Annotated in this window: 17 protein-coding genes; 14 read left to right on the top strand and 3 right to left on the bottom strand. The window is 61.3% G+C overall.

Features of this window, described 5'->3' with window-relative positions; all coding sequences use genetic code 11:
* Genes AC5STB_RS03085 through AC5STB_RS03055 form a run of 7 tightly spaced genes read left to right on the top strand, consistent with a single transcriptional unit; the run spans window position 1 to window position 8,061 of the window.
* Window positions 1–462, top strand: coding sequence for a hypothetical protein (locus AC5STB_RS03085; protein ID WP_495441526.1), 462 nt, complete (start codon window positions 1–3; stop codon window positions 460–462).
* On the top strand, window positions 453–2,642 hold the full coding sequence (locus AC5STB_RS03080; protein WP_495441525.1) for a 4Fe-4S binding protein: 2,190 nt from the start codon (window positions 453–455) through the stop codon (window positions 2,640–2,642). The genes AC5STB_RS03085 and AC5STB_RS03080 overlap by 10 nt, the downstream gene beginning before the upstream one ends.
* Window positions 2,643–2,653: 11 nt before the next feature.
* A complete protein-coding gene (gene nosZ, locus AC5STB_RS03075; RefSeq protein ID WP_495441524.1) occupies window positions 2,654–4,561 on the top strand; it encodes a TAT-dependent nitrous-oxide reductase in 1,908 nt (635 codons plus the stop codon).
* 3 nt (window positions 4,562–4,564) lie between these two features.
* The gene (locus AC5STB_RS03070) at window positions 4,565–5,833 is read left to right on the top strand and encodes a nitrous oxide reductase family maturation protein NosD (RefSeq protein WP_495441523.1); all 1,269 of its coding nucleotides are present in this window, start codon (window positions 4,565–4,567) and stop codon (window positions 5,831–5,833) included.
* Entirely contained in the window at window positions 5,826–6,728 is a 903-nt protein-coding gene (locus AC5STB_RS03065) for an ABC transporter ATP-binding protein (protein ID WP_495441522.1), read from the top strand. Before AC5STB_RS03070 ends, AC5STB_RS03065 begins: the two co-directional genes overlap by 8 nt.
* Window positions 6,725–7,546 (top strand): ABC transporter permease, encoded by an 822-nt coding sequence (locus AC5STB_RS03060; RefSeq protein WP_495441520.1) that lies wholly within the window; start codon window positions 6,725–6,727, stop codon window positions 7,544–7,546. The genes AC5STB_RS03065 and AC5STB_RS03060 overlap by 4 nt, the downstream gene beginning before the upstream one ends.
* Entirely contained in the window at window positions 7,543–8,061 is a 519-nt protein-coding gene (locus AC5STB_RS03055) for a nitrous oxide reductase accessory protein NosL (protein ID WP_495441518.1), read from the top strand. Before AC5STB_RS03060 ends, AC5STB_RS03055 begins: the two co-directional genes overlap by 4 nt.
* Before the next feature lie 5 nt (window positions 8,062–8,066).
* Here the strand turns inward: AC5STB_RS03055 and hisD are convergent, their stop codons facing one another.
* Both hisD and AC5STB_RS03045 read right to left on the bottom strand, forming a co-directional pair.
* Complete coding sequence (hisD, locus tag AC5STB_RS03050) at window positions 8,067–9,344, bottom strand: histidinol dehydrogenase (protein ID WP_495441517.1); 1,278 nt, start codon at window positions 9,342–9,344, stop codon at window positions 8,067–8,069.
* 153 nt (window positions 9,345–9,497) lie between these two features.
* Entirely contained in the window at window positions 9,498–10,469 is a 972-nt protein-coding gene (locus AC5STB_RS03045; protein WP_495441516.1) for a LysR family transcriptional regulator, read from the bottom strand.
* A gap of 205 nt (window positions 10,470–10,674) precedes the next feature.
* Here AC5STB_RS03045 and AC5STB_RS03040 point away from each other — a divergent pair, with 205 nt between their 5' ends.
* The 3 genes from AC5STB_RS03040 to AC5STB_RS03030 all read left to right on the top strand — a co-directional run bounded on the left by AC5STB_RS03040 (window position 10,675) and on the right by AC5STB_RS03030 (window position 13,839).
* On the top strand, window positions 10,675–11,670 hold the full coding sequence (locus AC5STB_RS03040; RefSeq protein ID WP_495441515.1) for a taurine ABC transporter substrate-binding protein: 996 nt from the start codon (window positions 10,675–10,677) through the stop codon (window positions 11,668–11,670).
* A gap of 100 nt (window positions 11,671–11,770) precedes the next feature.
* Window positions 11,771–12,577 carry a taurine ABC transporter ATP-binding protein gene (locus tag AC5STB_RS03035; RefSeq protein ID WP_495441513.1) on the top strand — a complete coding sequence of 269 codons (807 nt, stop codon included), beginning with the start codon at window positions 11,771–11,773 and terminating at the stop codon, window positions 12,575–12,577.
* On the top strand, window positions 12,574–13,839 hold the full coding sequence (locus AC5STB_RS03030; RefSeq protein WP_495441512.1) for an ABC transporter permease: 1,266 nt from the start codon (window positions 12,574–12,576) through the stop codon (window positions 13,837–13,839). The genes AC5STB_RS03035 and AC5STB_RS03030 overlap by 4 nt, the downstream gene beginning before the upstream one ends.
* A gap of 68 nt (window positions 13,840–13,907) precedes the next feature.
* Here AC5STB_RS03030 and AC5STB_RS03025 read toward each other — a convergent pair whose 3' ends face one another.
* Entirely contained in the window at window positions 13,908–16,343 is a 2,436-nt protein-coding gene (locus AC5STB_RS03025) for a GcvT family protein (protein ID WP_495441511.1), read from the bottom strand.
* Window positions 16,344–17,012: 669 nt separating this feature from the next.
* Between AC5STB_RS03025 and AC5STB_RS03020 the strand changes: the two genes are divergently transcribed.
* The 4 genes from AC5STB_RS03020 (at window position 17,013) to AC5STB_RS03005 (ending at window position 21,628) form a co-directional block, all read left to right on the top strand.
* Window positions 17,013–18,137 carry an extracellular solute-binding protein gene (locus tag AC5STB_RS03020; protein ID WP_495441510.1) on the top strand — a complete coding sequence of 375 codons (1,125 nt, stop codon included), beginning with the start codon at window positions 17,013–17,015 and terminating at the stop codon, window positions 18,135–18,137.
* A gap of 153 nt (window positions 18,138–18,290) precedes the next feature.
* Window positions 18,291–19,403, top strand: a complete 1,113-nt coding sequence (locus AC5STB_RS03015; protein ID WP_495441509.1) for an ABC transporter ATP-binding protein — start codon at window positions 18,291–18,293, stop codon at window positions 19,401–19,403.
* A 12-nt stretch (window positions 19,404–19,415) separates the two neighbouring features.
* The gene (locus tag AC5STB_RS03010) at window positions 19,416–20,336 is read left to right on the top strand and encodes an ABC transporter permease (RefSeq protein WP_495441507.1); all 921 of its coding nucleotides are present in this window, start codon (window positions 19,416–19,418) and stop codon (window positions 20,334–20,336) included.
* Window positions 20,333–21,628, top strand: a complete 1,296-nt coding sequence (locus AC5STB_RS03005; RefSeq protein WP_495441505.1) for an ABC transporter permease — start codon at window positions 20,333–20,335, stop codon at window positions 21,626–21,628. The genes AC5STB_RS03010 and AC5STB_RS03005 overlap by 4 nt, the downstream gene beginning before the upstream one ends.
* Window positions 21,629–21,632 lie beyond the last annotated feature (4 nt).

Here is a 21,632-nt window from a genome sequence, read left to right as displayed (position 1 = left end):
ATGCCGCGCACCCTTTTTATACCCTCTGCTTGCCGCGCCGGCCTGTTCCGGCGGCTGGCGGGGCTGTGCGCGGTATTCATGCTGGTGCTGCAGGTGGCCTTTCCCGGTGCGGGGCAGGCTGCTGCCGGCGGTGAATGGATCGAGATCTGCGGTGAGTTTGGCATAGTGGAAATCCAGGTCTCCGATGGAGGCAGTGGAGAGAGGCAGGACTGCCCGAAATGCAGTGCCTGCGCGCTGTGTGCGGCTGAAACCGGGGCCGGTTCTGCCACCTTCCTGCACTCCGGCATCCGCCAGGCGGCAGATTTCGCCGTGCTTTTGCCAGTTGGCACGGCGCTGCAGCCAAACCCGGCGCAATACTGGCACGAGGGCCGCGGGCCTCCGCTAGTCACAAAAATATCCGAACGCGCATTCTGCGCGTCCGTGGCAGCCACTCAAGATAAAGGAGAGGCGCCATGGTCCTGACACGCGCCTTCCAGGGCTGGCTGACAGCCCTTGTGATGACAATCGCCGCCCTTTTTGCTGCGGCGGCAGAGGCAGACAGCCTCGACTCTTTCCTGACAGAACTAACACCTGCAGACCTGGTTCCCGGCGCCGAGGCGTTTGGTCCGGTGCGCAGCGATGTGCCAGTGGCGCCGGTGCTGAAGGCGGGTGAGACGGTTGCCTATGCTTTCCTAACCTCCGATTTCGTCGGCACCACCGGTTACAGCGGCAAGCCGATCCATGTGGTGGCTGCAATTGACACCGATGCGGTTCTGACAGGCGTTAAGCTGGTCAAGCACTCCGAACCGATTGTGCTGATCGGCATCCCGAACTCCAAGATGGTCAAGCTAACCGAAAGCTATGCCGGGTTGGATCTGAAGGCTGAGGCAGCAGCGGGCGGTGATGCTCATGACCTCGACATCATCTCAGGCGCGACGGTGACGATTATGGTGATCGACGACAGCCTGGTGCGGGCAGGCATCAAGGTGGCTCGCGCGCTGGGTCTGGGCGGTCTGTCACCGGTACAGGCGGACGGGCCGACACGCGAGGTCGACATGGCGCGCGAAGAAGTTTCCGACTGGACCACCCTGGCAGGTGACGGTTCGGTGCGGCGGATGACGCTGGACGTGGGCCAGATCAACGCGGCCTTTGAGGCCACCGGCGATCAGCGTGCGATCAAGCGGCCGGAGCCGGGCGCGCCGGACGACACCTTCATTGACATGCATATGGCGCTGGTTTCCGTGCCCTCCATCGGCAAGTCGCTGCTGGGCGAGGCGGAGTACCAGAACCTGCAATCCTGGCTGAAGGAAGGCGAGCACGCCATTCTGGTGCTGGGTCGCGGCAGCTACAGCTTCAAGGGGTCGGGCTATGTGCGGGGTGGCATCTTCGACCGGATCCAGTTGATTCAGGGCGATGCCTCAGTGCGGTTCTTTGACAAACAGCACAAGCGGCTGGGGGAACTGGCGACTGCTGACAGCCCCAGCTTTGCAGAGCTGGACCTGTTCAAGATACCGGCAGATGCGGAGTTCGACCCCGCTGAGCCGTTCCGTCTGCAACTGCTGGTGCAGCGGTCCGTGGGGGCGCTTGAGCGGACGTTCCTGACGTTTGATCTGGGTTACAATCTGCCTGAACAGTTTCTGCTGCCTGCCGCGCCTGCGCCCAAGGTTGTAGAAGACGACACTGGCGAGGCGGCCGCGAAAGCCGCGCTGTGGCAGCGGATCTGGAAAGACCGCACGCTCGAGATCGGTGTGCTGGGCGTGATGCTGCTGGTGCTGACGGGGGTGTTCTTCTTCCAGTTCCAAGCGACCGCGAATGCGCGCACTTTCTACTGGTTCCGGATCGGATACCTGACTGTCACCTTGGTGTTCCTGGGCTGGTATGCCAATGCACAGCTGAGCGTGGTGAACCTGATGGCGCTGGCGGGGTCTTTGCGCAGCGGTTTCTCCTGGGATGCCTTCCTGCTGGACCCGCTGGTCTTCATCCAGTGGTTTGCGGTGGCAGCGGCGCTGTTGTTCTGGGGCCGGGGCGCATATTGCGGCTGGTTGTGTCCATTCGGCGCGCTGCAGGAACTGACCAACAAGATCGCCCGCGCCCTTAAGGTGCCGCAGATCACCCTGCCGTGGGGCCTGCATGAGCGTCTGTGGCCTGCGAAGTACATGATCTTTCTTGGTCTGTTTGGCATCTCGATGGTGTCGATCCCGCTGGCCGAAACCTATGCTGAGGTGGAGCCGTTCAAGACCGCGATCATCCTGAAGTTCGTCCGCGACTGGCCGTTTGTGGTTTTTGCCTTGGCGCTGCTGTTGGCTGGGCTGTTCATTGAACGCTTCTATTGCCGCTATCTGTGCCCGCTGGGCGCGGCGCTGGCGATCCCGGCGCGGGTTCGCATGTTCGACTGGCTGCGTCGCTACAAAGAATGCGGCAGCCCCTGCCAGACCTGTGCCAATGAGTGCCCCGTTCAGGCCATCCACCCGACCGGTGAGATCAACCCGAACGAATGTGTGAACTGCCTGCATTGCCAGGTTCTGTACCAATCCGAAACCAAATGCCCGGTTGTCATCAAGCAACTGAAACGCCGGGCCAAGACCGGCAACCCGGCACCAGACGTCTCTCTGGGCCGTCCGCCTGCCAATCACCCCAACGCGAACAGGACAAAAGTTTCCTGAAGGAGGACATCATGTCTGAAGACCTGAAAAACAAACTGCCCGTCACCCGCCGCGGCCTCTTGGGGGCCACCGCCTCCGGTGCCGTTCTGGCGGCCACTGGCGCCGGCTCCGCACTGCTGGGGGCGAAGCCTGCCCAGGCCGGGGGCGTCAATTTGGAGCCGGGCGAGCTGGATGAGTACTACGGTTTCTGGTCCTCGGGCCAGACCGGCGAACTGCGCATTCTGGGCGTGCCGTCAATGCGGGAATTTATGCGGATCCCGGTGTTCAACCGCTGCTCTGCCACCGGCTGGGGCCAGACCAATGAATCGCTGAAGATCCTGACCGAAGGCCTTCTGCCGGAGACCAAGGAATTCCTCGCCGCCAACGGCAAGGTCACCTATGACAACGGCGACCTGCACCACCCGCATATGTCGTTCACCGACGGCACCTATGACGGCCGTTTCATTTTCATGAACGACAAGGCCAATACCCGCGTGGCCCGGGTGCGCTGCGATGTGATGAAGTGCGACAAGATCATCGAGATCCCGAACGCCAAGGACATCCACGGCCTGCGCCCGCAGAAGTTCCCGCGCACTGGTTATGTCTTTGCCAATGGTGAGCACGAAGCACCGCTGGTCAATGACGGCCAGATCCTGGATGATCCGTCGCAATACGTGAACATCTTCTCCGCCATCGATGGTGACACCATGGAAGTCGCCTGGCAGGTGATCGTCTCGGGCAACCTGGACAACACCGACTGCGACTATCAGGGCAAATACGCGTACTCGACCTCTTACAACTCGGAAATGGGCATGACCCTGGCCGAGATGACCGAGAACGAACTGGACCACGTGGTTGTCTTTAACATCGCAGCCATCGAAGCCGCCATCGAGGCCGGCGAGTATCAGGAGCTGAACGGTGCCAAAGTAGTTGACGGCCGCAAGGACGCGCCGGGCAAGCTGACCCGCTATATCCCGATCCCGAACTCGCCGCACGGCATCAACACTGCACCGGACAAGAAACACGTCTGCGTCAACGGCAAGCTGTCGCCGACCGTTTCGGTGATCGACGTTGAGAAGCTGGACGCGCTGTTTGACACCGATGCCGAACCGCGTTCCGCAATCGTGGCGGAACCGCAGCTGGGCCTTGGCCCGCTTCACACCGCCTTCGACAACCGCGGCTATGCCTACACCACCCTGTTCCTGGACAGTCAGGTGGTGAAATGGGACATCGCCAAGGCGATCGAGGCTTATGCCGGCGCCGATGTGGACCCGATCATGGACAAGGTCGATGTGCAGTACCAGCCGGGCCACAACTCCACCTCCATGGGCGAAACCGCCGAGGCGGACGGCAAGTGGCTGATCTCGATGAACAAGTTCTCCAAGGACCGGTTCCTGAACGTGGGTCCCTTGAAGCCCGAGAACGAGCAGCTGATCGATATCTCCGGCGACAAGATGAAGGTGGTGCACGACGGCCCGACCTTTGCCGAGCCGCACGACTCGATCATTGTCCACCGTTCCAAGGTGAACCCTGTCAGCATCTGGGACCGCAACGACCCGATGTGGAGTGAGGCACGCAAGCAGGCAGAGGCGGATGGCGTCGATCTGGACGACTGGCAGGACACCATCATCCGCGACGGCGACAAGGTGCGCGTCTACATGACCAGCCAGGCACCGAACTTCAGCATCGAGAAGTTCACCGTCAAGCAGGGCGACGAGGTCACCGTTTATGTCACCAACCTGGACGACATCGACGACCTGACCCACGGCTTCTGCCTGTCGAACTTCGGCGTTGCGATGGAGGTCGGGCCGCAGGCAACCGCTTCCGTGACCTTTAAAGCGGAACGCCCGGGCGTGCATTGGTACTACTGCCAGTGGTTCTGCCATGCGCTGCACATGGAAATGCGCGGCCGGATGCTGGTCGAGCCGCGGAGCGCGTAACCCATGAAACGGCTCCTGCTCATATCTCTGGTTGCGGCCCTTGCCGGCCTGGCGCCCGCGTGGGCGGCGGATTGGGATGTGCCCAACCGGGCAGGGGCCATCGCTGAAACACTTGCGCAGGCGGCGGATGGCGACACCCTCCGCCTCGCTCCCGGCGAATATGCCGAAACTCTGGTGCTGGACCGGCCTGTCATTCTGGACGGGCAGGGCCAGGCCGCTTTGGACGGGCAGGGCAAGGGATCGGTGATCACCGTGACCGGCCCCGGCGTGACCGTGCAGAATTTGACGGTTGTCGGCTCCGGCTCCTCGCATCAGGAGATCGACAGCGGCATCAAGCTGACCAAGACCGCAAAGGCGCCGCGGATCCTGAACAATGTGCTGCTGGGCAACCTTTACGGCGTGGATATTCATGGCGCCCGGGACAGCCTTGTGCAGGGCAACCGGATCGAGGGGCGCCTGGACCGGCACATGAATGCCCGTGGCAACGGGGTCTACGTCTGGAACGCGCCGGGCGCGGTGGTGGACGGCAACGACATCCGCTTTGGCCGCGATGGGGTCTTTGTGAACAGTTCCAAGAAGAACAGGTTCACCAACAACACCTTCCGCGACCTGCGTTTTGCGGTGCATTACATGTACGCCGACAATTCCGAGGTGTCGGGTAACGTCTCGATCGGCAATCACCTGGGTTATGCGGTGATGTTTTCGAAACGGGTCAAGGTGACCGGAAATGTTTCGCTGAATGACCGCGATCACGGGGTGATGCTGAACTATGCCAACCAGGGCGAGGTGCGCGGAAACTACGTGAAGGGCGCCAAGAACAAATGCACCTTCCTTTATAACGCGCACAAGAATGATTTCTCCGGCAACTGGTTCGAGGGCTGCGGCATCGGCATCCATTTTACGGCAGGCAGCGACGGCAACCGGATGGTTGGGAACGCCTTTGTCGGCAATCGGCATCAGGTGAAGTTTGTCTCCACCAAATGGGTGGAATGGAGCGAGGCGGGCCAGGGTAATTACTGGTCCGACTTCGCAGGCTTTGATGTGGACGGGGATGGCATTGCCGACGCGCCCTATCGACCGAACGACAGCATGGACCATGTGCTGTGGACACAGCCGGCGGCGAAACTGCTGATGGGTTCGCCCGCGGTGCAGCTGGTGAAGTGGTCGCAATCGGCCTTCCCGGCGCTGCTGCCCGGCGGGGTGATCGACAGCCACCCGTTGATGCGGCCGGAACGGCCCGATGCTGCCAGAAAGGTTGAACAAGATGGATAATGCAAACAGCCCGCTGCAGATCAGCGCGCTAGACAAGTTCCGCGGCAAAACACAGGTGCTGCATGGCATCGATCTGGACATTGCTCCGGGGGAGCGGCTGGCGCTTTTAGGTCACAACGGCGCGGGCAAATCGACGCTGATCAAGGCGGTGCTGGGCCTGATCCGGCATGAGGGCGGCAGCATCCGCATCTGCGGTGCAGCCCCCGGCAGTGCCGCGGCGCGCGCCGCTACAGCCTTTCTGCCGGAGGCGGTCAGCTTTCACCCGGCTCTGACCGGGCATGAGCAGCTGTCGCTGTTTGCCCGCCTTGCTGGCGAACGCGCGGACATTGGGGGCCTCTTGGCGCGGGTTGGCCTGGGTGAGGCGATGCACCGCCGTATCGGCGCTTATTCCAAGGGGATGCGGCAGCGGCTGGGGCTGGCGCAGGTGCTGTTGGGCCGCCCGAAACTGGCACTGCTGGACGAACCCACCAGCGGGCTGGACCCGATCTCGCGCCAGGATCTATACGCCATCATAAACGAGCTGGCAAAGCAGGGCGCGGCGGTGCTGATTGCCTCCCATGCGCTGACAGAGGTGGAGGCGCGCACCGACCGGATCGCCATCCTGCGCAAGGGGGTGAAGGTGGCAGACGACACGCTGGCGGGCCTGTCGGCACAGGCAGGGCTGCCGGTCAGGCTGCGGGTGCAGGCCAGCGGCGCGCACGCTGAGCGGATCGCAACAGAAACAGGCGGGCGGCGGATCAACGGCGCCTCGGTCGAGGTCCTGTGTTCGCCGCAGGACAAGATGGCCGAGCTGCGCAAGATTGCCGCCATGGGCGATGCGGTGGCGGATATCGACATGGTGCCGCCGCGTCTGGAGGATCTTTATCGCCATTACTCCGGGGAGGACCGCAAATGAGACGTGCCTTTGCTATTGCCCGCGCCGAAATGCTGATCCTGCGCCGCAACCGCTGGCTGTTCATGGCGACGCTGATCATGCTGGCCTTTTCGCTGGCGCTGTCCTTCGCCGGGTCGGCGCCGACGGGGACGCTGGGGGTGGACATGCTGACAGTCTCCGTAGCCTCGATGACGACCTTGTCCGTCTACCTCGCGCCGCTCTTGGCGCTGATGATGGGGTTTGATGCGGTAGCAGGCGACCGTGACCGGGGCAGCCTCGCCTTGCTCTTGGCCTATCCCGCGGGACGGGCTGAGATTCTCTTGGGTAAGCTGATGGCACATCTGGCGGCCTTGGCGGTTGCCATGTGCATCGGCTTTGGCGCGGCAGGTGCCGTTGCTGCCTGGTTCGGTGGCGCCGGTGCAGATAGCCTGATGGCGTTGGGGCGCCTAGTGCTGACATCGATTTTGCTGGGGGCCGTGTTCTTGGTCCTGGGCTATGCGCTGTCGGCGCTTAGCAGCGGGGCAACAGCCGCCGCCGGCATGTCAGCGGGCGTCTGGCTGGTGTTTGTAGTGCTTTATGACCTCGGCCTGCTGGGGGCTGTGGTGATGGACAGCGGCGGGGTCTTTACCCAGAAGATCTTCCCGTGGGTGATGGTCGCCAACCCGGCGGATGCGTTTCGGCTGTGGAATGTCGCGGCCTCAGAAAGCGTGGCCTTGTCCAGTGGTATGGCAGGCGCTGCCAGCGCCTTGCCCGGCTGGGCCGCACCGTTGTCTCTCTTGCTGTGGCCCGCGCTGGGCTTCCTGTTGGCCTGCGCTGCATTCCGGAGGGTGGAGCCATGAAACGCCTGATCTTTGCGGCTGCGCTGGTCTTGTCCGCCTGCCAGGAGGAGGAGGCTATGCCGCCGCCTGCGCCGGTGGAACTGACCGAAGCGGCGCTTAGCTTTTTCTGCCAGATGAATGTTGCTGAACACGGCGGGCCAAAGGGGCAAATCCATTTGGACGGCTTTCCAGCGCCACTGTTTTTCGCGCAGGTGCGCGATCTTGCGGCCTATGTGAAAAGCCCGGAACGGGATGCGGAGATCACTGCCATCTATGTGAGCGACATGGGCGCGGCAGCAAGCTGGGAACTCCCCGGCAGGAACAACTGGATTGATGCCAAGGGTGCGCATTTCGTGGTGGGCTCCAATGTGGCGGGCGGTATGGGGGCACCGGAGGTTGTGCCTTTTGCGTCGCCGGAGGACGCGGCGCAGTTTGCCGAACGCTATGGCGGTACTGTCGCAGATTTCGGCAACATTCCTGACGAAGCCGTGCTGGGGCCAGTCGATCTGGACCAGCAGTTGGAGACGCCGTCCTGAAAGCGTTAAACGTTCTCGGTCAGCAACCGCAATTCAGCGGCAATGGCGTGGCCCTCCATCCCTTCTGTGCGGCTGATACGGGCCGTGCGCTCGGCCAGCTCACGCGAGGCAGCGGTGTTGCAGCGCTGCCAGGTGACGGTTTTAGTGAACTTGTGTACCGACAGCCCGCCAGTATAACGCGCGGCGCCGCTGGTCGGCAGCACGTGATTGGGGCCTGAGATCTTGTCGCCAAAGGGAACCGTGGTTTCCTTGCCCAGGAACAGCGAGCCATAGGCGGTGAGGCGGTCCAGCCACCAATCAAGGTCCTCGGCCTGCACCTGCAGATGCTCGGGCGCGTAGCGGTCGGCCACCTGCGCGGCCTCTTCGCGGCTGCCGCACAGGATAACTTCGGCGCGTTCGTGCCACGCGCGATGGGCGGCGGAGAGGTTGGGCTCGGGCAGCTTGTCAATCAGCGCCTGAGCGCGGCCGATGACGCCTTTGGCGAGCGGCTCGCTGGTGGTGACCAGCCAGACCGGGCTGTCAGCGCCGTGTTCGGCCTGGCTGACCAAATCCCAGGCGACGGTTTCTACATCAGCAGTGTGATCGGCGATCACAAGCGAGTCGGTTGGGCCTGCAAACATGTCGATGCCGACCGGGCCGAACAGCATCCGCTTGGCTTGTGCTACATAGGAGTTGCCTGGCCCAACAAGGATGTCGGCGGGCTGCGACCCGAACAGGCCCTGCGCCATGGCCGCGATGCCCTGCACCCCGCCCAGGTTCAGGATCAGGTCGGCACCGCACAGGTCCATGGCATAGATGATCGCATCCGGAATGCCGCTGCCCGGGCGCGGCGGCGAAACCGCGGTGATGTGCGGGACCCCTGCAACCTTGGCGGTTGTGATCGTCATCAGCGCGCTGGCGATATGGCTGTAGCGCCCGCCTGGCACATAGCAGCCGGCACTGGACACTGGGATCTGCTTCTGCCCTGCGATCAGGCCAGGGATCACTTCCACCTCGCATTCGCCCATCGTGGCCTTCTGTGCCTCGGCAAAGCGGCGGATATTGGTGTGGGCGAACCGGATGTCCTCCTTGAGCTGATCGGGAACCCTGTTGCAGGCGGCGCGGCGCTGGGCGTCGCTCACCACAACCGGGCCGGTCCAGCCGTCGAGTTGTTTCGCGTAGCGTCGCGCTGCCTCCTCACCCTCACGCTTGATATTGGCAAGCATGACGGCGACGGTATCGCGGATATCGCTGTCTTCAGTGGCAGGGCGCGCATGGGCCTGTTTCAAATAGGTTATTGCCATGTGGATCAGCTACTTTCCGTTTGCGGGCCGCCAGATTTGCCGCAAAGGCAGGGCGCGGGATGCGCTTAAGACAGCGCCGACGCAGCCAAACCGTCAAGCTGTGCCTGCTTGGTTTCGAAAAACACGGATGTTTGTTTCTAATTGCCGCAGGGCCTAGGCGTCTTCGGCGGGCAGCGTCCGGAACTCTTCTGCCAGCCAGGGGAAGCGTTGGCTGATTGGGTCGGTGAAGTGCAGGCGCAGTGACTTCTGCAGTGCCTCATGAATAAGCTGAGAAGTGGCGGCGGGGTAGACGCTGGTAGTGAACAGCGAGACTGTTCTGGCAAAGCTTTTACCCTGAAAACGAACCACTTTAATCTTGTCATGGAACCGCTGGGCGCGGTGGTAGCTGGCTGCAGTGGTAACGGCCCAACCGCTGCCCTCAGACACCAGGCCGATGATCGACTGATTGCACTCCAGCTCAAACCGGTTGGGCAGCGCAATTTTGAGCCGGCTCAGCTGGGTTTCGATCTGTTTGCCGATGGTATGCTCGCGCGAATAGCGCAGGAAAGGCAGGGTGGCATCCGCCTTGGCCAGCTCTTCGATGCCGCCGGTGTAGCCTGCGGGCACCACTAGGATGAACGGGTCGCGCATCAGCGGGTATTCGATCAGATCGGACAGCGGCCCGGACGGGCGGGTGGCAACGCCTGCGTCCAGCTTTTGGGCCTGCAGTTTCTCGATGATCTCGTGGCTGGGGCGGGTGTAGTGCCGGAAACTGCACCGCGGCAGCGCGGTGGAGAGGAATTGGAACAGTTCCGGCCCGACCTCATTGTCAAAATCATCAAGGAGCGCCATCCGCAGATCGGTGGCATGCTGCCAGCTGCCAGAGCGAATTTCAGCCTCGCCTCGCCGCAGCGTCATCAGCCCGTCGTAGACATAGCGGGCAAACACCACACCGGCCGGTGTCAGCCCCATCGGGCGGCGGGTATGGTCCACCAGTCCTACGCCAAGGGCGCTTTCCAGACTGCGCAAGTGATTTGACACGGTGCTGATCGACAGGCCGGTTTCCGCGGCGGCCTTCTGGATTGATCCCGATTTGGAGATCAGCTGGAACACTTCCAGCCAGCGCAGACTCAGCGTCTTTTGCATGTGCTGTCCTCCCTAAGCTTTGCATACGCTATCTGCTGTCATACGCGAATGTATCCGTAAAAAACGAAACTAAGTTTTAGATTAACCGCAAGGGTAATTTTATTCTCCTGCCAAATTGCTTCCCGGATATGGTTTGCCGTGCAAAATTCAAGCTTGAAGGCCCGCAGAGAACGGGCCCGGTGTATCAACTGGGAGAACCATTAATATGATCAAAAAACATCTACTTTCAACAGCCTGTGCGGCCGCGGCCGCAATGTGGGCGACCCAGGCTTCGGCACTTGATGAAATTACCGTGGCTTACTTCCTGGAGTGGCCAATGCCGTTCCAGTTTGCCAAGGCCAATGGCACCTATGAAGAAGAGATGGGCGTCAAGATCAACTGGGTTTCCTTTGATACAGGTACCGCGATGTCGGCGGCGATGGCCTCCGGCGACGTGCAGATCGCCGTCAGCCAGGGCGTGCCGCCGTTCGTGGTCGCGACCTCTGCCGGGCAGGACATTCAGGCAGTGGATGTGGCGGTCAGCTATGCGGACAACGATAATTGCGTTGTTGCGGAGGCGCTGGAGATCGACAAGACCAACGCTGGCGAGCTGAACAGCAAGAAGGTAGGCGTGCCGATCGGTACCGCCGCGCATTATGGCTTCTTGTCACAGATGGCGCATTTCGGAGTTGATACCGGGTCGATGGAAATCGTCGATATGGCGCCGGCCGACGGCGCGGCAGCCTTTGCCCAGGGCAATCTGGACATGGTTTGCGGTTGGGGCGGTGCGCTGCGGCGGATGCTGGAGCATGGCAATGTTCTGCTGACCGGCGCTGAGAAGGAAGAACTGGGCATTCTGGTGTTTGACGTGACCAGCGCACCGGCAGGCTTCATCGCGGACGAGGGGGCGCTTTTGAGCAAGTTCCTGAAGGTTACCGCAGATGCCAACGCAATGTGGAATGCAGGCGGCAGCAAGGACGAAATGCTTCCGGTGATTGCCAAGGATGCAGGTATGGATCTGGCTGATGCCGAGGCCACCATCGCAACCTTCAGGTTCCCTTCGGCTGAGGATCAGCTGTCAGAGAAATGGCTGGGCGGCGGTGCCCAGAGCTTCATGAAAGGCGTGGCGGATGTGTTCGTGAATGCAGGCAGCATCGAGGCTGCGCTGGATTCCTATGACGGTGCCGTTGACGGAGCGCCATTGGAAGCCGCTCTGAACTGAGCTGGAACGAACCGGCCACACCGGACGGCCCGGCTGCCGGGCCGTCCGCTCCAGCGGTTGCAGCGCGGCTGCCAACTGGCGCTAATAGGAAGGGGGAAGGATGTCGGGACTGGACATCAAGAGTGTCTCCATGCGTTTTGACCTGCCCAACGGCAGTTCAGTTCAGGCGCTGAAAGACGTTTCATTGAACTTGCAGGCAGGGGAGCTGCTGTCGGTGCTGGGCCCGTCAGGCTGCGGCAAGACCACGCTGCTGAACATCCTGGCCGGGTTCCTGGCCCCTACTGAAGGCACGGTGGAACTGAACGGCCATGTGGTGACCGGCCCCGATGCCGAACGCGGCATGGTGTTCCAGAAGGGCGCGCTGTTCGAATGGATGAACGTTCGTGACAACGTGGAATTCGGCCCCCGGATGAAGGGGATGGGTAGGGCAGAACGGGAGAAAATCTCAAACCACCTGCTGGAAATCGTCGGGTTGCAAGACTTCAAGGAGAAGGCGGTTTATGAACTGTCGGGCGGTATGCAGCAGCGTGTGGCGCTGGCGCGCTGCCTGGCGAATGAGCCGGACGTGATCTTAATGGACGAGCCGCTGGGTGCGCTGGACGCACTAACGCGGGAGAAGATGCAAGGCCTTGTGCTGAAGTTGTGGAAGGAGACGGGCAAAACCATCATCCTGATCACCCACTCGGTGGAGGAGGCGCTACTGCTGGGGGAACGGCTGATCGTGATGGCACCGCGCCCCGGCCGCATTCACCGCGAATACCAGCTGCCCTTTGCTGAGCGCGGTGTGAATGCCGATCTGCGCGACGTCAAGAAGTCCGATGGCTTTGCCGAGACCCGCGACGAGATCCTCTCGATGATCTGGGAGATGGAAGAGGAGATCATGGGCCGGACGGAGCAAGTGGCATGACAGCACTTCTGTTTTACATCGCGCTGTTTGCGGGCGCTTTCTTCCTGGTGCAGCTTCTCCGCAAAGGGATGCAGTCGCGGCAGGACTTCACCAGCCTAAAAACTGTGACGTTCGGCGACGAAAGTGCAGTCACGCCGGACCGGGCGGCCTCGATCATCTCGGTTCTGGTGATCTTCGTGATCTGGGCAGCCTTCACCGGCTCCAAGCTGTTCCCGATCCACGTTCCGGGACCGTTCACTGGCGAAACGGTCTTTACCTACACGCTGGAAAATGCCGATGGCGCCACGGATGATGCCGACGTCACCGTGCGCGTCTTTGGATTTGGGGAGGACGTCGAGAAGTTCGAGGTGGAGGGTGGCGGCGGCTTTGCCGCGAATGACGCTCTGGCGGCGCAAGCGGGACGTTCGAACACGCTGCTGTTTGATAAGAACGACGAGGCCAAGCGCAGGGACGGCGCAAAGATCGTGGCGATCAACGGCGAGCCGATTGCGATTGGCGGTGCGATTGACACCGGTGACGGCACCGTAACGCTGACCGCAAAAGGCGCGATCAGCTTTACGCCGGACAGCGGCATGCAGATGAATCCGATTTGGCTTCCGGCCCCGGAAACCGTGGTCTCGCGTTTCTTTGAGATTGCCAATGAGGGCTATCAGAACTTCTCACTGTGGCAGCATCTTGGCTGGTCGCTCTTACGGGTCGTGGCTGGCTTCGTCACCGGCGCCATCGTCGGCATCCCGCTCGGCTACGCCATGGGCCTTTCCGGCTGGTTCCGCGGCTGGTTCGACCCGATTGTCGAATTCATGCGTCCGGTGCCGCCCTTGGCGCTGATCCCTTTGGTGATCATCTGGTTCGGTATCTGGGAAACCGGCAAAATCGTTCTTTTGTTCCTGGCGGCACTGTGGATCATGACCATCGCGGCGCGGGCCGGGGTGTCTGGCGTCAACATCTCGAAAATCCACGCTGCCTATTCGCTGGGCGCCTCCAAGTGGCAGATCATGCGCCATGTGATCGTGCCGAACTCGCTGCCGGAGATATTCACAGGTGCTAGGGTGGCGATGGGGGTCTGCTGGGGCACGGTGGTGGCAGCAGAACTGGTAGCCGCGCAAAAGGGGGCAGGCATGATGATCATCGCCGCGTCCAAGTTCCAGCTGACCGATATCGTGATCATGGGCATCGTGCTGATCGGTATCATCGGCTATGGCATCGACATCCTGATGCGTAAGGCGGAGAACTGGCTGGTGCCCTGGAAAGGCCGCAGCTGAGCTGAGGCATTGCAAGGAAGTGAAAGCGCCCGGGGATGTCCCGGGCGCTTTGCTGTTTGGGAAAGGGCTCAGCCGCGGATGCGGCCGAAGCCGGGATCATAGGTAGAGGGAGCGATGACTGTCGCCGCGACCAGATCTCCGCAAAGGTCGAGCTGCATGGTGCTGCCCTCTGCCGCCAGCTCCGGCTCGACAAAGGCATAGGCCAGGTTCATCCCCACCCGGTGGCCCCAGTCGCCAGAAGTCACCGTGCCCACGACTTTGTCGCCCTGCATCAGTGAGGCGCCGCCATGGGCCGGGGCGTGGGTGGTATCGATCTGCAGCGTGACCAGCTTCTTGCGGGCGCCTTCGGACTGGCGTACCAGCAAGGCGTTGCGGCCGATGAAATCACCCTTCTCCAGCTTCACGAACCGGTCCAGCCTGGTTTCGAACGGGTCGAATTCGGTAATCAGGTCGGCTTTCCAGTGCAGGAAGCCTTTTTCCATCCGCATAGACTCGACCGCGCGGGCGCCAAACAGCTTTAGCCCGTAGCCTTCCCCTGCCTTTCGCAGTGCCAGATAGGCGGCATAGAGCGACGCGTTGGGGACGTGGATTTCATAAGCCAACTCGCCGGAGAAGCTGACGCTCATCACCGTGGCGGGCGCAAAGCCGATGAAGCATTCGCGCACCGACAGCCAGGGAAAGGCCTCCTTGGACCAGTCGCCGCGGGCGCAGCCGGAGAGCACATCACGCGCGCGCGGGCCGGCAAGGATCAGGATGGTCAGGTCGTTGGTAAGAGAGCGGAGCTGCACGTCCTCGCCTGGCCGGATGTGCTGGGCAAGCCAGTCCATGTCGTAGGACTCGCTGGCTGCGGCAGAGCCGTACCAGATCCGTTCCTGTCCGCGGTCGGAAGCGGGCAAGTTGGCCACTGTGGCCTCGCTTTTGATCATGCCGTGGTGATTCAGCAGATAGCCCAGAGCAACCCGGCCACCACGTTTGGGGATCGTGCCGCAGAACATCCGGTCAAGGAAGCTGTGGCGGTCTTTACCGGTGATCTCGATCCGGTTGAAACCGTTGACCTCACAAAGACCCACGTCGTTCTGAACGTTCTTTACTTCCGCCGCAACAATGTCGAAGGCCTCGTCGAAATTGAAGGTGAGCGGCGGGTGAAAATCCTGCGCGGGTTTGATGTAGTCTACCCGCTCCCAGCCGTTGACTACTGTGAATTCTGCGCCTTCGGCGGCCAAAATCGGTGTCAGCGGTGTCGTTTTGGCAGGACGGCCTGCAGGTCGATGCTCGTGCGGGAAACGGAAGCGGAATTCGTTCTGGTAGTCCTCGACAGCCTTCAACGCGGTCAGCTCTACGTTCGCGTGACCCGTGAAGCGGCGCGGGTCGAGGCACCAGGTGTCATAGCAAGCCTCGCCATGCACGATCATCTGCGCCAAGAGCCAGCCGTGGCCGCCGCCTTCGCCGAGGCCTGCGCGCAGACCAATGGCGCAGAAGGCGTTGCGCTTGCCCGGGATGGGGCCGATCAGCGGTGCGCCGTCGATGGTATAGGTTATAGGGCCATTCACGATGGCGCGGATGCCGGTTTCACGCAACGCGGGCATCCTCTCGAACGCGCCCTCCAGCACGTCCATCACCCGTTCCAAGTCGTCGGGGCACAGGGCGTTGGTGAAATTCGGGTCGATCCCGTCCATGCCCCATGTCTTGCAGTCCTGCTCGTAGAAGCCGATCAGCAAGCCATTCTTTTCCTGGCGACAGTAATAGTCGGAGATCGGGCAGCGGATCAGCGGCATCCGGCGGCCGGCCTCTATGATGCCGGGGATGTCTTCGGTCAGGAAATATTGATGCTCCATCGAGGCGACCGGGTGGTGCACCCCCATCATCGCTCCTACCTCGTTCACCCGGTAGCCGCAGGCGTTCACCACCATATCGCAGTCGATGTCGCCGTGTTCCGTATGCACGGTCCAGGTGTCATCCTTGTGCTGTGTAAGAGCGGTGACCGGCGTGTTGCGGCAGACCTCGGCTCCGGCTTTTCGTGCGTGATAGGCCAGCGCCTGGCACAGCTGCGCCGGGTCGATGTCGCCGTCCAACGGATCCCACAACCCGCCGGTCAGGTTGTCTGTTGAAATCAGAGGATGGCGGCGGGCGCATTCCTGGGCGTCAATCACCTCGAAATGAACATCCATGCCGCGAGCCATGGAGGCGAAGTGGCGGTAGCCCTGCATCTGTGCCACTGTGTTGGCGAGTCTTATTCCCCCGTCGCCGTGATGGTAGTTGATCGGATACTCCGGATCGTCGGCCAGTTGCTTGTACAGTGCGATGGAGTGGCTCTTCAGTCCGATCATAGTCTGGTTCGTGCCAAAGTTTGTGACCTGCGCCGCAGAGTGCCACGTTGTGCCGCTGGTCAACTCGTTGCGTTCGACCAAAACAACGTCGCTCCAGCCCTCCTGGGTGAGGTGATAGAGCGTGGAGCAGCCGGCAATGCCGCCGCCAATCACCACAACCTTGGTGCGCGATTTCATGGGTGGGTCCTCCCGCATAGATCCATAATAACTAAGCGGTGCGGTGGCCGTGGCGGCAAGACGCTGGGGCGACTATTGCAGAAAAAAGAAAACAAGCTTGAGCGATTTGCGGAAATGGTGCCAGAAGGCACAGGCTTAAGGTGTTGGAGGAGGGAACAACGCTGCCGCAAGCCGGGATGCAGCGCGTCGTGAGCATTTCTGACGAACGTCGGCGGCAGCGGCTAAAATCTCAAGCAGCCCCTTCTGCCCGGCATCGTTCTTGGATGCTCCAAGGGGCGGCAGCGACCCGCCTTCTTGTGTCCTTTCTGGCAGAGCGTTGGCACTGCCGGGCAGCGTTCAGCCGACGGTGCTTTTGGTTAACTCCTAGCTGCGTCACGATGTTTTTACAGGCCTGTTTGATACAGGTTTCTGCGGGGAGAAGCCGCAGGAGCGTTGACGCCTTGCACTGCACCGCGCAAACTGCGGGCGCAGAGACGGTCTATGGAGTAACCGCAGATGTCGCGGGGGGCCTGAAATTGTGCTGAAACTGGCACCATGTGAACTGGGTTGGCAAGTAAACTGGTCTTATCAATATCCAAAACTGTCACTGTCGAAGGCCCGCAAGCCTTTGCAAGGTTTCACAGCTGAAACAACAAGAATAATCAACAGTCCAATGGGAGAAGTTTTGTAATGACTGGAAAGAATACGGTTACCCGCCGCACTTTGCTGAAAAGCGCAGGCGCTGCAGCCTTGGCGGCACCGCTTTATTCGAAAAGCGCGCTGGCCTCTTCGGGCGAAATCAACATTCTGATGTGGTCGGATTACCTGCCGCCGGAATTCATTTCGGGCTTTGAAGCCGCTACCGGCATCAAGGTGAACTACACCGGCATCGGCTCCAATGAAGAAATCATCAACAAAATGAAGGCCACCAAAGGCCAGGGCTTCGACATTGTGTCGCCGACCAACAATCGTTCACTGCAGTGGGGGCCGCTGGAACTGCTGCGGCCCTTCGACATGAACAAAGTCAACATCGATGCGGTGAACCCGGCGATGGCCAAGATTGGCACCGACGCCTGGAACTTTGGCGGTGAAGGCGTGCATTGGCTGCCGCACATCTGGGGCACTGAGGGGATCGCCTACCGCACCGACCTGTGGCTGCCGGAAGGTGACGCACCCTCTTATGGCGACGTCTGGTCGGAAGAAAACGCCGGCAAGACCATGGGGCGGGCGCATTCGATGATGCTGGGTGCAGGTCTTTATATGGAAGCTTCGGGTGAGATGGAGCCAGGTTCTATCTGGGCGGCCTATGACGACGAGGAAACCATGCGCAAGGTCTGGGGCCAGGTCACCGACTGGTGTGTGGCGCGCAAGGACCGGATTAAGCTGATCTGGAACGATGCTGACACCCAGAAAAACGGCCTCCTGAACGAGGGCGTGGTCGTTGGCCAGACCTGGGACGGCCCGCCGCTGGCACTGAAGTCCGCCGGTGAGCCGGTGCATTACCAGGCGCCTGTCGAAGGCGCGATGGCCTGGGTTGACGGCATCTCTATGCCGGTCGGCGCGCAGAACGAAGAGCAGGTCTATGCCTTCATCGACTATGCCTACAATCAGGAACCGGCAGGTAAGGCGATTGACAGCCACGGCTACAACTCGCCGGTTCTCGGCGCTGACAGCTTCTCGGGCGATGTCTACAAAAAGAACTTTGCCGAGGCCTATCCGGGCGACTCGCTGGCTAACCTGAACCCCTGGCCGGCCGAAGCGCCGTGGTATGCGGACGTGCGCACTGAGTTCGTCAACAAGTTCAAGAGCGCCTAAGCCGCGCGCTTGAAAAACCTGGCCCCCGGTCACGTCCGGGGGCCAGCCGCACATCTTGCGGCACCATCACATACGAACAGATACGGATAGCAGGTCTTGCGGGGCCGGTGGCGTGCCACCGGAATGGAGGTCTGCATCCTAGGGAGAAGCCAAATGAGTGCAGGGGTCGGTGTTGATCTCGAGAACCTTTGGATCCGCTTCGGTGACTTTGTTGCCGTGCGCGATGCCAATGTGAACATCAATGGGGGGGATTTCTTTTCCTTCCTAGGGCCCTCGGGCTGCGGCAAAACCACCATTCTACGCGCGGTCTCGGGCTTTCTGGAGCCCAGCGACGGAAAGGTGCTGATCGGCGGCAACAACATGAAGGGAATTGGGCCGAACAAGCGCCCGACCGCGCTGATCTTTCAGAACCTGGCGCTGTTTCCGCTGATGAAAGTCTGGGAGAACATCACCTTCTCGATGGAGATAAAGGGCGCCTCTGCCAAGGAGCGCAGGAAGCGCGCAGATGAGCTTCTGGACATGATCGCCCTGCCCGGGCAGGGCGACAAGCTTCCCTCCGAGCTTTCGGGCGGCCAGCGCCAGCGGGTGGCAATCGCGCGCGCCTTGTGCGCGGAACCGGACGTGCTCCTGCTTGACGAGCCGCTGTCGGCGCTGGACCTCAAGCTTCGCCAGCACATGCGCACCGAGCTGCGAGAGATTCAGCAGCGCGTTGGTATCACCTTCATCTACATCACGCATGACCAGGGCGAGGCGTTGACCATGTCCGACAACATTGCCGTGATGAAGGCGGGAGTGATCGACCAGATCGGCGACGGTAAAACCATCTACAATGACCCGTCCACCGCGTTTGCAGCCTCCTTCGTGGGCGAAAACAATGTCTTCCGTGGCAAGATCAAGCGCATCATAGGCAATGAGGCGCTGATACAGACCAACCGCTCCGGTGAACTGGTGGCGCGGATTTCCACTGCCAATCAGGGCAGGATGAAGGAAGGCGACGCCGCCATGATGTTCATCCGCCCCGAAGCCTTTGCACTGGCACCCAAGGGAGCCTCAGGCGATCATTTCGTGACGGCCAAGGTCAATCACGAGGAGTTCGAGGGCAATGCCTTCAACATCTTCATGGAAGGCGATGGCGGCAAGGAGCTGAAAGTTTCGATCCCCAACCTCGGCCAATCGTTCGACGACCACACCGGCCAGAACATCACCCTGGAATACGAGACGAAGAACGCCGTCATCGTGCCCTCGGGTGAGCTGGCCGCAGAATAAGGAGGCAAAGCGATGCCAAGCTTCCTGAGGGAGTTTTTCAAACGCAACGGCACCGGTATGGGCAGCCTGATGCTGGGCCTGGTCCTTTTCTGGACCATTGGCCTCATCATCCTGCCGCAGCTGTCCATGCTCGACTTTTCATTCAGGCCAAACCTGCCGCCGCCGGAGATCGGCGGGCCCAAGGACGTCTACACGCTGGAAAACTACAAGTACCTGATCTACGGCCCAGAAGGCGGTAGCCAGGATTATAACGCGGTCGACCTCAAGGTGTTCTTTCGCACCCTGGTGGCCGCGGTCTGCGTTACCGTCTTCAACCTGATCCTGTGCTACCCGATCGCCTATTACCTGGCCCAAACCAAAGGCAATCACATCCGCATCTTCGCGCTGATGCTGATCATCCCCTACTGGATCAATGAAATTCTGCGCGCCTTTGCGCTGCGCATCATCTTCGGCGAGACCGGAGTGCTGAACAACTTGTTGGTGGGTTTGGGGGTTTTCGACACGCCCTTCGACTTCATCCGTAACGACATCGCGCTCTATGCCGGCCTGGGATACGCATACATTCTGCTGATGATCTTCCCGATCTATAACGTGATCGAAAGCCTGGACCGCAATCAGATCGAGGCGGCGCGGGATATGGGCGCGAGCTGGACAAAGATCCACCGCCGCGTGGTCATCCCCTATGCTAAGCCGGGTATCTCCTCGGGCTGTACCATGGTGTTCATGCTGTCGGCCGGTGCCCTGGCGGCCCCGCAGATCCTGGGCGGGCCCTCGTCCTTGTGGTTCACGCAGCTGATCTACCAGCAGTTCAATGACAACTCAGACTGGCCGCAGGGGGCCGCCTATGCGGTGGTGCTGCTGGTCACCTGTATCCTGCTTGTTCTGGCAATCATGCGCCTGTTCAAGGTGAACATGGGGGATATCGGCAAATGAAGAACTTCACCTTTATGCGCCTGAGCCTTTGGGTCTACCTGGCGATCTTCTTTGCCTATCTGCTTGGTCCATTGGTTATCATGTCGGCGACGGCCTTTAATTCGCCGTCCTTCCCGCGGATGACCCCTTGGGAGTGCCTGACGTTCGAGTGGTTTTCGGCCCTGTTCCAGGACGATCGGATTTTGAACGGCATCTGGAACTCGATCCTGGTGGGGGCGGGCACGGTGGTGCTGTCGGTGGCAATGGGCCTAGCGGGGGCGCTGATGCTCACCCAGATCTGGCCCAAGCTGCGGGCGACCTACTACACCGTCATCATCGCGCCGATCCTGATCCCTGGCGTGGTACTCGGTATCTCGACCCTGGTGTTCTGGGACCGGATCAACCGGATGCTGGGGCTGGGCGCTGACAGCTTCTTGTCAAACGGGCTGTTCCTGACCATCATCGGCCAGTCCACCTTTATCGCCAGCTACTGCATGCTGGTGCTGGTGGCGCGCCTGCAACGCTATGACATCGCGCTGACAGAGGCGGCGCTGGATCTGGGCGCGACCCATGCCCAGGCCTTCCGCAAGGTGCTGTTGCCGTTCATGCGTCCGGCCATTGCCAGCGCCGCAGTGCTGGCTTTCCTGGCGTCTTTTGAGAACTACAACACCACCACCTTTACCTTTGGCGAGTACCCGACATTGACTATCGAGCTGGCGCAGAAGGTGCGCTATGGCATCACCCCGGCGATCTCGGCCCTGGCCTTTATTATCGTGGTACTGACGGTTTTTGCGGCACTGTTTAACGAGGCCAGCATCCGCCGCAGGCAACTGGTGGCCGAGGCACGCAAGAAAGCCACGGTGGAAGAGCTGGAAAGCGGCAAGCTGCGGCTGCCGGGCTTCCTCAGCTCAAACGTGGCGGCTGTGGCTCTGGTGGTTGTGGCCTGTGCGACGGTGGCGGTGGTTGGCACCGCGACGGTCTACAGCCCGGCACAGTGCATTGCTGACGTGCAGGAGCAGAAGCGCCTGGAGACCCAGGAGCGCATCCAGGAACTGCGCCGCCAGCGCGAACTGCGCCGCCAGCAGCAGCAGGAAGAGCAGGGGGAGGCCGCCCCGGCCCAAACCGCGCCCTCGACTGGTTCCGGAAGCAACTCCGGCTTCGGTGGCGTGTTTGCTCCGGGCAGCCTGTCTGGCGACGGCGAGGCGGAGCCTGAAGCAGAGCAGGACCCGCAGAGCAACAGCTCCGGGTTCGGCAATGTCTTCAACCCTAACGCCCTGTCCGGTGACGGCGAGGACAGCGATTCCGGAAACTGAGCGC

It is taken from the genome of Leisingera sp. CC-HEC093 (genome assembly GCF_059429195.1).
Note: the sequence above shows the minus strand (reverse complement) of the source record. Positions and strands in the feature narration are given on the sequence as shown.

Coding starts and splice junctions, on each gene's coding strand:
- AC5STB_RS03005 (WP_495441505.1), top strand. CDS start 20,333: ATGAAGAACTTCACCTTTATGCGCCTGAGCCTTTGGGTCTACCTGGCG.
- AC5STB_RS03025 (WP_495441511.1), bottom strand. CDS start 16,343: ATGAAATCGCGCACCAAGGTTGTGGTGATTGGCGGCGGCATTGCCGGC.
- AC5STB_RS03035 (WP_495441513.1), top strand. CDS start 11,771: ATGTCGGGACTGGACATCAAGAGTGTCTCCATGCGTTTTGACCTGCCC.
- AC5STB_RS03080 (WP_495441525.1), top strand. CDS start 453: ATGGTCCTGACACGCGCCTTCCAGGGCTGGCTGACAGCCCTTGTGATG.
- AC5STB_RS03055 (WP_495441518.1), top strand. CDS start 7,543: ATGAAACGCCTGATCTTTGCGGCTGCGCTGGTCTTGTCCGCCTGCCAG.
- AC5STB_RS03015 (WP_495441509.1), top strand. CDS start 18,291: ATGAGTGCAGGGGTCGGTGTTGATCTCGAGAACCTTTGGATCCGCTTC.
- AC5STB_RS03060 (WP_495441520.1), top strand. CDS start 6,725: ATGAGACGTGCCTTTGCTATTGCCCGCGCCGAAATGCTGATCCTGCGC.
- hisD (WP_495441517.1), bottom strand. CDS start 9,344: ATGGCAATAACCTATTTGAAACAGGCCCATGCGCGCCCTGCCACTGAA.
- AC5STB_RS03065 (WP_495441522.1), top strand. CDS start 5,826: ATGGATAATGCAAACAGCCCGCTGCAGATCAGCGCGCTAGACAAGTTC.
- AC5STB_RS03040 (WP_495441515.1), top strand. CDS start 10,675: ATGATCAAAAAACATCTACTTTCAACAGCCTGTGCGGCCGCGGCCGCA.
- AC5STB_RS03045 (WP_495441516.1), bottom strand. CDS start 10,469: ATGCAAAAGACGCTGAGTCTGCGCTGGCTGGAAGTGTTCCAGCTGATC.
- AC5STB_RS03030 (WP_495441512.1), top strand. CDS start 12,574: ATGACAGCACTTCTGTTTTACATCGCGCTGTTTGCGGGCGCTTTCTTC.
- nosZ (WP_495441524.1), top strand. CDS start 2,654: ATGTCTGAAGACCTGAAAAACAAACTGCCCGTCACCCGCCGCGGCCTC.
- AC5STB_RS03070 (WP_495441523.1), top strand. CDS start 4,565: ATGAAACGGCTCCTGCTCATATCTCTGGTTGCGGCCCTTGCCGGCCTG.
- AC5STB_RS03085 (WP_495441526.1), top strand. CDS start 1: ATGCCGCGCACCCTTTTTATACCCTCTGCTTGCCGCGCCGGCCTGTTC.
- AC5STB_RS03020 (WP_495441510.1), top strand. CDS start 17,013: ATGACTGGAAAGAATACGGTTACCCGCCGCACTTTGCTGAAAAGCGCA.
- AC5STB_RS03010 (WP_495441507.1), top strand. CDS start 19,416: ATGCCAAGCTTCCTGAGGGAGTTTTTCAAACGCAACGGCACCGGTATG.